This window comes from Oryzomicrobium sp. (genome assembly GCF_021287045.1).
Lineage (GTDB): Bacteria > Pseudomonadota > Gammaproteobacteria > Burkholderiales > Rhodocyclaceae > Oryzomicrobium.
In genome coordinates this window covers 414551-423854 of sequence record NZ_JAJTBG010000001.1, presented here as the reverse complement: position 1 = coordinate 423854, position 9304 = coordinate 414551, and the positions used below count along the sequence as shown (strand labels likewise).

The following is a 9304-nucleotide window of genomic DNA, read 5'->3' as shown; positions in this document are numbered from 1 at the left end:
CAAGGACGGCAAGGCCTTCATCGTGCTGCCCTCCACCGCCAAGGACGACACCATCACGCGCATCGTCCCGACCCTGACTCCGGGCACCCACCTGACCACCAGCAAGAACGACATCAACTACGTGGTCACCGAGCACGGCGTTGCCCAACTGCGCGGCAAGACCGCCAAGCAGCGCGCCGAGGCCCTGATCGGCATCGCCCACCCTGACTTCCGAGGCGAGCTGCGCGAAGCGGCGAAGAAGATGAACCTGCTGTAAGCCGCCCATCGGAACACCGCGCCAGTCGGGCATCTTCACGGCACCATTGCGGAGATCGAAGACTGGCGCGGCGTTCCACGGCATCGACTTGAAACCCCGCGCCAGTCGTGGCTTTCCGGTCGATGCAAAAAAACAGTGCCGCCCCCTTGCCGCCCCGTTCGCCGGAAGCGCCAAGGGGGCGGCGTTTTTGTGGTACAACCTCGGCCTTTCGCGCCTATGGTCCAGAGTCCGGCACACCGCACTGCGTTCCCGCATTGGCACCGGGTCCGGGTAGGCTCCGACTCGCTGGATTCTCCAAACCCGGATTCCGTAGCCCCTGTCGGCAGGATTCACCCGCCGCCCTGCCCTACACCACCTTCCTTACTGCCCGCCATGCTGTCCGCCCCGCCGCCGCCCGTCGCCTACACCCCGCCCCCCGATACCGGCCTGGACCTGGTCTATGCCGACGGCGCGCTGCTGGTGGTCAACAAACCCGCGGGCCTGCTGTCGGTGCCCGGCCGGGGCGAGGACAAGCTCGACAGCCTGGTGGAACGGGCCAAGAAGGATTTTCCCGACGCCCTCATCGTGCATCGCCTGGACATGGACACCTCGGGCCTGCTGGTGCTCGCCCGGGGCGCCGAGATGCACCGCCAGTTGAGCATCCTGTTCCAGTCGCGCAAGGTGCATAAGCGCTACGAGGCTGTGGCCGCCGGGCACATCGTTCCCGCCGCCGGCAAGATCGACCAGCCCCTGGTGCTCGACTGGCCCAATCGCCCCCGCCACATCGTGGACCACGCCACCGGCAAACCGTCCCTGACCCGTTACCGGGTGCTCGGCTACGACGCCGGGCACGACACCAGCCGGGTCGAGCTGGAGCCGATCACCGGCCGCACCCACCAGCTGCGGGTGCACCTCCAATACCTGGGCCACCCCATCCTCGGTGACACCCTCTACGCCCCGCCCGAGCGCCGCGACCAGGCTCCCCGCCTGCTGCTCCACGCCCGGGAACTGGCCTTTCGCCACCCGATCACTTTCGAAGAAATGCACTTCGAGACGAAGGCGCCGTTCTGAAAGCATGGCCGCCCAGACAGCCCCGGCCAATGCCCGACAACCGTGACTTCACGCATGCCTCGGCAGGCGACTTACCGGCCTCTACAGACCGGAAAAACCGGAGTAGTCGGCATTGGCAGCACGACGGTCGCCACCGCGCAATTTGCCATCGCCGCCAATGCGTTGTATTGTGCAGCGCAGCGATCCTGAGTAGTGCCGTTGTTTTGTCGATTTAGCGCCCGCGATCCTACGGTGCGCCAGTCCCCCATCCGTACCTCGCCGTCTTGGTTTCGCCCGTCAGCCGGGCGAGTTCCGTCACCCGACGGAGCATCAGGACACGGCAAGCGGTACCGCCAAACGATCCAGCCATGCAGCAGGTTTTGACTTCGTCACCCTTGGCGGTGTCGAGGACCGGTTCTGTGACGTTTTCCATGGGACGCACTCCAACGGTTTAAGCGTTGGGGCCAAGACCGCCGCACCTGCTTCGCAAGCCCGATTGCCCCGCCGCAGAAGGCCCGCCGCACCCGGCAGGCCCACTGCCCTTAACCTGGCTCCCCAGCCAGGTCGTTTATGCCAAGGAAACTTGGCTCCCTCTGAGTGGAGGCCACAATGGCCAAGGAAGAATTGCTCGAAATGCAAGGTGTTGTCACGGACGTCATGCCCGATTCCCGTTTCCAGGTGAAACTGGACAACGGCCACACCCTCATCGCCTATACCGGCGGAAAAATGCGCAAGCACCACATCCGCATCCTGCTCGGTGACAAGGTTTCCCTGGAACTGTCCCCTTACGACCTGAGCAAGGGACGGATCACTTTCCGGCATATCGAAGGCCGGGCACCGGCGTCTCCAAGCCCCAGGCGTCGTTAAGACGCCATCTGGACCAAAGCATTGAATGAATATTGAAAATTTAAGAAACGTAGCAACCAAACTGTGTAGCGATGCCGGCATCGCCGTACTCCCGTACGGTAATGCCTGGTGGCTGTTGGGAAACGGCGTCAATCTCGTCGTCGGGGAATTGGCGGGCATATCGCCCGCGTCGCTGGACCGTTTCTCGCCAGTCGCCCGGTAATTTCCGCCCCACAGCCGCACACATGGCGGCACCTTCCAGTGGGGCGACAACCCCGTTACGGCGCCCTTCCCGGCCACGCAGCCGGCGATTCTTCCTGTCCCCAGGCCATCACTTGGCCACGGCCAGGCAGGTGACGCCCGCGAGCAGCAGCATCGTCCCCGCGATCCGCGAGGCGCTCAAGCGTTCGCGCAACACACGGGCGCCGAACAGCACACCCAGCAGCATGGACAGTTCCCGCGTCGGCGCCACGTAGGACACCGGGGCCGATTGCATCGCATACAGCACGAGCAGGTAGGCCGTCGGCGACAGGATGCCGACGGCGACGATGAGTCTGCCGTTGCTCCGCCACTGTTCGCACAGCGCCGACGTCCTTCGCAGGGCGGCCGGGGCCAGGAACAGGGTGCGCAGGAGTAATCCGAACGCGTAGTAGGCAATCGGCGCGATCGCCAGGGTGCGCACCGCCCAACCATCCACCACGGTGTAGGCGGCGATCGACACCCCGGTCATGCCCCCCCACAGAATGCCGGCCCGGGCCTTGCTCGCATGGGCGCGTACCCCGGCCAGCACATCGGCCACGAACGCGATGCCCAGCAGAATCAGGACGATCCCCAGCCCGCCCAGTAGGGTCGGGCGCTCGCCGAGCAGCACGATGGCCCCCAGCACCGCGAAGAGGGGCCCCGTGCCCCGGGCGACGGGATAGACGACCGAAAAGTCGCTGGCCCGATAGCCTTGCTGGAGCGTCAGCGAATAGACCAGATGGGCCGCCGCGCTGACGGCGATGGCCAGCCACGCGCTGACGCCGAACGCGGCGGTGCCGTTCACGAATTCGATCACGACCAGCGGCGATGCGGCCGCCAGGCTCACGACCCCGTACAGCCAGACGAAGGGCGCGCCGCCGGCCGCCTTCTTGGCGAGAAGATTCCAGGTGGCGTGCAAGAGCGCGCCGGTGACGATCAGGGCAAGTGCGGTGCCGTTCATGGGGTGCGACGCCTGGCGGCGGCGAGAGGCAAAGCCGCCATGCTATACGCAATCCCCGCCAGCCATGCCGACCCGGGTTAGCTCCGGGCTAGCGCCGCCCCACCATCGCTGCCTCCAGCATGTCGAGGAACACCCGGGTGCGGGTTGGCATCAGGCGACGGCCAGGGAATACGGCCCAAGCGGTGGTGGGGGGCAGATACCAGTCGGGCAGCACCCGCTCCAGTTCGCCTCCGTCCACGTAGGGTTCTGCCGCGTAGCTGCTCACGGCAACGATGCCCCGGCCGTCCCGGGCCAGGCGCAGCAGGGTTTCCGGAGAGTTGGCGGTGACCCGGGCATTCGGCACCTTTTCCCATGCCTCCTTGCCCCGGCTGAGCTGCCACACCGCCGCGCCGCCGCCCCGGCCGAAGAAGCACAGGGCGTCGTGCCGCAGCAGGTCTTCCGGCGTGGCCGGGGTGCCCCGGGCAGCCAGGTAGCCGGGAGCGGCGTAGAGGCCGGCGGAGAACACGCCGACCCGCCGCGCCGCCAGGGTGGCGTCGTCGCTCAGAGTGCCCATGCGGATGGCCAGGTCGAAATTCTCGGCGATCAGGTCCACCCGGCGCGGCGACAAATCCACCTCCAGGGTCACCGCCGGATAGCGGGCGACGAACTCGGCCAACACGGTGCCGAGCATGGTGTTGGCGATGTCGTTGGGCATGGAGACGCGCAGGCAGCCGCTCGGCTCGGCCATGCGGTGCTGCACCAGGGAGGTGACCGATTCCACCTCGGCGGCCACCTGGCGGGCATGGTCGAGCAGCGACAGGCCGAACTCGGTGAGCACCAGCTTGCGCGTGGTGCGTAGCAGCAGCCGTTCCCCCAGTTCCGCCTCCAGGGTGGCGACGCGCCGCGATACGGTGGATTTGGGCAGCCCCACCCGCTCGGCAGCGCGGCTGAAGCTGCCGGCCTCGGCCACCCGGGCGAACAGCACCAGATCGTTGGGATCGACGTTCATGGCGTTTCTCCTTGGCCGGGCCCGGGGTACCCCAGGCCCGGCACTATTGTCTCAATATTGGAACAATGTTATCCGCTTTTCGGTCTTCTGCCGCGAATTCAGAACAACTACAGTACGTCCATCGACAGCGGGCAACCCCAACGGCCCGGGCAGGCAACAGCGAGATGCAACGCGATGCCGCACCGAACCGCCCCCGCCGTCCGTACCCCGACCCCACGGGAAACCCGACGTAGCCGGTTCAACTTTTGGAGAATCACCATGAACATCCTGCAAATCAACGCCAGCGCCCGCTCCTCCGGTGCCAACTCGACCAAGGTCGCCGACGACATCGTCGCCGCCCTCAAGGCCCGCAACCCGTCCGCCACCGTGACCCTGCGCGACCTGGCCAAGAACCCCCATCCGGTGCTCGACGAGCCCGCCCTGCAGGCCCTGTTCACCCCGGCCGAGCAGCGCACGCCCGAACAGGCCGCCCGGGTCGCCCTCGACGACGCCCTGATCGCCGAAATCCAGGCCGCCGACGCGGTGGTGCTGGGCGTGCCGATGTACAACTTCGGCGTGCCGGTGCAGCTCAAGAACTGGATCGACGCCATCGCCCGCGCCAAGGTCACCTTCCAGTACACCGCCAACGGTCCGGAAGGCCTGCTCAAGGGCAAGAAGGTGTACGTGGCCCTGGCCCGTGGCGGCATCTACCGCGACACCCCGGCCGACTCCCAAGTGCCCTTCCTCAAGACCGCCCTGGGCTTCCTCGGCTTGACCGACATCCAGTTCGTCTACGCCGAAGGCCTGGCCATGGGTGCCGAATCCGCCGAGCGGGCCTTTGCCGCCGCCCGCGAGGAAATCGCCGCCCTGGCCTGAGCCAGGTCCGGACATCCAGCAGCAACGCAGTACCCGCCCCCGCCTCATCCTAAGGAGATCGCCATGATTCATACCTCCACCGCCATCGCCGCCAACGCACGTGAAAGCACCCAGGAACGGGTCGCCCAGCCCCGCCCGGTGGAGCGCCTGGTGGCCGGCATGGCCACCTCGGACGGGGCGGGGGTGCGCCTGACCCGGGTGCTTACCCAGCACCTGCAACGCCGCCTCGACCCCTTCCTGATGCTCGACGCCTTCAAGAGCGACGATCCGGACGACTACCTGGCGGGCTTTCCCGACCACCCCCACCGGGGCTTCGAGACCGTCACCTACATGCTCGCCGGACGCATGCGTCACCGCGACAGCGCCGGCCACGAGGGCCTGCTGGAAAACGGCGGGGTGCAGTGGATGACTGCCGGCAGCGGCCTCATCCACTCCGAACTGCCCGAGCAGGAGGATGGCCTGATGGAAGGCTTCCAGCTGTGGATCAACCTGGCCGCCAAGGACAAGATGACCACGCCCGGCTACCGGGACATCCCCAGCGAGAAGATTCCCGAGCTGACCACCGACGCCGGCGCCACGGTGCGCGTCATCGCCGGCCAGAGCCACGGCGTGGCCGGTGCGGTATCCCGCCCGCTGACCGAGCCCCTCTACCTGGACGTGCACCTGCCCGAAGGCGCTACCTTCGCCCAGGCGATCCCGGAAGGGCACAATGCCTTCCTGTACGTGTACCGGGGTGCCATCACCCTGGGCTGCGAGGTGACCACGCCGGTGGAAGTGCCGACCCAGCGCATGGCCGTCCTGGCCAACGCCACGGGGGCCGATGGAGTGGTGTTCGCCGCCTCCGGTGGCCCGGCCCGGGTGCTGGTGCTGGCCGGCGCGCCGCTCAACGAACCGATCGCCCAGTACGGCCCCTTCGTCATGAACAGCCAGAACGAGCTGCACCAGGCCATGCAGGACTACCGGGACGGCAAGTTCGACGGCGGCTACCAGAACGCCAGCTGACTGCGCAGCGGCCAACCAGGCAGCAAGGCAGCACCGCACCACCACGCAACGCAGCGCCCACCGGGAGCGGCCCCCGCCGCTCCCCCCTTTCCCGTGGCAAGGAGCCGGATCATGTCCTCGAACCCCGTCCGCCGCATCGCCCGCCTGCTGCCGGCCAAAGAAGCCCCCCTGGCCGGCATCACCGTCTACCGCGCCCTGCCCCGCCGCGAACTGCGCCGGATAGGGCCCTTCGTTTTCCTCGACCATTTCGGCCCCTTCGGCCACGCCGCCGGCGAGCCCGACGACGGCACGCCGCCGCCGGACACGGTGGGCGCCCATCCCCACGCCGGGCTACAGACCGTCACCTACCTCTTCTCCGGCGCCATCGACCACCGGGATTCCCTGGGCACCGTGCAGCGCATCCATCCGGGCGCGGCCAACTGGATGACCGCCGGCGCCGGCATCGTCCATGGCGAATTTCCCGCGGCAGCCCTGGGCCCGCGCCATGGCATCCAGGCCTGGGTCGCCCTGCCCCCGGACCAACGCGGCATCGCCCCGGCCTTCGAGCACGTGGACGCCGAACGGCTGCCTCACTGGACCAAGGACAGCGCCACCCTGCGCCTGCTCGCCGGCAGCCTGGACGGCAAGACCGCCCCGGTGCGCACCTATTCCCCCCTCACCTACGCCGACATCGCCCTCGCTGGCACGGCAGGCGCCGTGGGTACTGTGAAACTGGCCGTGGCCCCGGACCACCAGCTGGCAATCTACGTGGCCGAAGGCACGGTGCGCCTGGGCGGCGCCCCGGTGGCGGCACGGGAACTGGCCCACCTGGAGGACGGCGCCGCCACCCTGGAACTCGCCAGCGACGGCCCGGCCCGGCTGATGCTGCTGGGCGGCGCCCCCATGCCCGAACCTACGGTGATCTGGTGGAACTTCGTCACCGACTCGGTGGCCAGCGGCAAGGCCCTGCAAGCCCGCTGGGAGGCCGGAGGTTTCCCCGCCCTGCCGGACGTTGCGGCCTGAACGTCCCTCTTCTCCCCCGGAAATACCTGCTTGATTTGCTCCAGATGAAAGGGAAACTATTCAGGCACCACGACAAACGCTTTCAGCGCAGAGAAAACCGGCAATTCGCCTGCCGTATTACGGCAACGCCTTTACGATAGGGCGCAGCACGGCATCCATTTTGACTAAGCGCTGCGTAAGCCAGTCAACGTACTCACCCCAGCGATGCTCCTCCTCTATAGAAGCATTGGGATACCAGAGGGCAATCCGTACTGCTTTCGCATCGGGTAATTCCTGCCAGTCCAACTCAAAACCCAGCTTGGTTTCGATGTCCTGCTTTTGGGAAAACAGGTTGGCGAAATGCTGCTTCGCTTGTGCCCCTGAAATCCAGAGTTCGATCCCCAAGCGCTGGTCGCGTGTATTTGCTGTCAGATTCAGTGCAAATCCAGCACGCCCGATGGAATTGTTCAACCAATGCTGTGGTCTGGGCTTCTGCGGGCGAATCTGAGGGGCTTTCGTCGCCAAATGATCGATCAGCGCTATCCAGAATTTCTGCTGCAACTGCTTGGTAGGTGTCGTTACAGCCGCTGCACGGGCCTGCTCCCGACCGGCCTTCGCCCATTCGTTGGGTTTCACCACTACTTCGAATTTAGGTGCTAACGGTGAATCGCCAATCTTCCACAACTCGACCTCGACGGCGAAGAAATTCAGATCGCCAGTAGTGTTCTCATTGAGAAATTGCAACGCAGCCGCATGTTCGGGTCGGAAAGATTCGGCGGCCCAGATGACCTTCTTGGCCCCCACACCGGCAGCGTAAGCGATGATCTGGCCTAGGTGCGTGTGGTTGGTTTTTTCGAGCTGGTTTTCGATGATGACTTGCTCGTCGCCATCGGTGCAAAGGATATCCAGCTTGAAATCACCGACCCAGTGTTCGGTGGCCACTAGCACCAACTCGCTGATACCCAGCGCATCTGCCAAGGCGTTCAAGTTGTCGGTTTCTGCCAGCCAGGGTGTGAAATCGCTGGCTTCATGCTTCCAAGCTTCGCGCAGTGGAACACGTTCCAACTTGCTCAAGATTCTTTTGACTGTCATGCGATGGCCTCTTCTATTCTGGATTCTGCATCCTTGACAGTATGCAGTCCCCTTTCCATTCACCTCAACCCGCGACAGGAGTCCCCCATGCCCGCCACCCCGCTCGACGATAACGCCCTGGCCCAGCTGTTCACCGAGGCCCGCACCTTCAACCGCTTCTCCGACCGCCCGGTCGGCGACGAGACCCTGCACCGCCTCTACGACCTACTCAAATGGGGCCCCACCTCCATGAATACCCAGCCGGCCCGCTACGTGTTCGTGCGCTCGGCCGAGGCCAAGGCGAAACTGATCCCCGCCCTCTCCCCGGGTAACCAGGAAAAGACCCAGGCAGCCCCCCTGACCGCGATCGTCGCCTGGGATCCCCGCTTCTTCGACGAGCTGCCCACCCAGTTCCGCGCCTACGATGCCAAGCCCATGTTCGAAGGCAACGCCGACCTGGCCCAGGCCACCGCCTTCCGCAACGGCACCCTGCAAGGCGCCTACCTGATCCTGGCGGCCCGGGCCTTGGGCCTGGACTGTGGCCCCATGTCCGGCTTCGACGCCGACAAGGTGAACGCCGCCTTTTTCCCCGACGGCAAGTGGAAGGCCAATTTCCTCATCAACATCGGCTACGGCGACCCTGCCGGCAACTACCCGCGCGGCCCGCGGCTGGCCTTTAACGACGTGGCAAAAATCGTATAAATCGCGGCTGGAAAATATTTTTCGCCAAGAACCTTTATTTTCTGACAATTTACTGACAAACAGGCCTTTTACGCCACCAGCGCAAAGGCCTGTTTTACATTCGGCATAATCCGTATGACCAACGCCTAATAGGATTCTGACAAAGGTTATATAACGTTCTACAAATCAATACTTTAGTCGTATTGAAAGGCCATTTACGGCGGTATATAAACGCCCCCTTTGATCATAATTCCAAGGGGGAAAGTCAATGCCGCGTACCGGTCAAACAGGCTGTTTCTCGCCAAACCGCCTTCGTATCGCCATTTCGCTCGCTTTTTTCAGCACTTCCTGCCTGGCCGACAGTTTCGGCCAAGTCTCCCCGCCCCCCGGTTAC

Annotated in this window: 10 protein-coding genes; 7 read left to right on the top strand and 3 right to left on the bottom strand. The window is 65.2% G+C overall.

Going from position 1 to position 9304, the window contains the following annotated elements:
• The 3 genes from LWW89_RS01945 to infA form a co-directional block, all read left to right on the top strand.
• Positions 1–256, top strand: a 256-nt coding sequence (locus tag LWW89_RS01945; RefSeq protein ID WP_293260288.1) for an acetyl-CoA hydrolase/transferase C-terminal domain-containing protein, incomplete at its 5' end; no start/stop codon positions are given.
• A 372-nt stretch (positions 257–628) separates the two neighbouring features.
• Positions 629–1306 carry an RluA family pseudouridine synthase gene (locus LWW89_RS01940; protein ID WP_293260285.1) on the top strand — a complete coding sequence of 226 codons (678 nt, stop codon included), beginning with the start codon at positions 629–631 and terminating at the stop codon, positions 1304–1306.
• Positions 1307–1894: 588 nt separating this feature from the next.
• Positions 1895–2152: a translation initiation factor IF-1 gene (gene infA / locus LWW89_RS01935; protein ID WP_293260282.1), complete on the top strand. Its 258-nt coding sequence runs from the start codon at positions 1895–1897 to the stop codon at positions 2150–2152.
• Positions 2153–2462: 310 nt separating this feature from the next.
• On the opposite strand, the gene LWW89_RS01930 is transcribed toward infA, so the two are convergent.
• Together LWW89_RS01930 and LWW89_RS01925 are read right to left on the bottom strand one after the other, a co-directional pair.
• On the bottom strand, positions 2463–3332 hold the full coding sequence (locus tag LWW89_RS01930; protein WP_293260279.1) for a DMT family transporter: 870 nt from the start codon (positions 3330–3332) through the stop codon (positions 2463–2465).
• An 88-nt stretch (positions 3333–3420) separates the two neighbouring features.
• The gene (locus LWW89_RS01925) at positions 3421–4320 is read right to left on the bottom strand and encodes a LysR family transcriptional regulator (RefSeq protein WP_293260276.1); all 900 of its coding nucleotides are present in this window, start codon (positions 4318–4320) and stop codon (positions 3421–3423) included.
• A gap of 258 nt (positions 4321–4578) precedes the next feature.
• On the opposite strand from LWW89_RS01925, the gene LWW89_RS01920 reads away from it, so the two are divergent.
• The 3 genes from LWW89_RS01920 to LWW89_RS01910 all read left to right on the top strand — a co-directional run bounded on the left by LWW89_RS01920 (position 4579) and on the right by LWW89_RS01910 (position 7179).
• Positions 4579–5175 carry an NAD(P)H-dependent oxidoreductase gene (locus LWW89_RS01920; protein ID WP_293260273.1) on the top strand — a complete coding sequence of 199 codons (597 nt, stop codon included), beginning with the start codon at positions 4579–4581 and terminating at the stop codon, positions 5173–5175.
• Positions 5176–5238: 63 nt separating this feature from the next.
• Complete coding sequence (locus tag LWW89_RS01915) at positions 5239–6177, top strand: pirin family protein (protein ID WP_293260270.1); 939 nt, start codon at positions 5239–5241, stop codon at positions 6175–6177.
• 111 nt (positions 6178–6288) lie between these two features.
• Entirely contained in the window at positions 6289–7179 is an 891-nt protein-coding gene (locus LWW89_RS01910) for a pirin family protein (protein WP_293260267.1), read from the top strand.
• Between the two features lie 117 nt (positions 7180–7296).
• Here the strand turns inward: LWW89_RS01910 and LWW89_RS01905 are convergent, their stop codons facing one another.
• Complete coding sequence (locus tag LWW89_RS01905; RefSeq protein ID WP_293260264.1) at positions 7297–8232, bottom strand: DUF4268 domain-containing protein; 936 nt, start codon at positions 8230–8232, stop codon at positions 7297–7299.
• A gap of 105 nt (positions 8233–8337) precedes the next feature.
• Here LWW89_RS01905 and LWW89_RS01900 point away from each other — a divergent pair, with 105 nt between their 5' ends.
• Entirely contained in the window at positions 8338–8931 is a 594-nt protein-coding gene (locus LWW89_RS01900) for a malonic semialdehyde reductase (RefSeq protein ID WP_293260261.1), read from the top strand.
• Positions 8932–9304 lie beyond the last annotated feature (373 nt).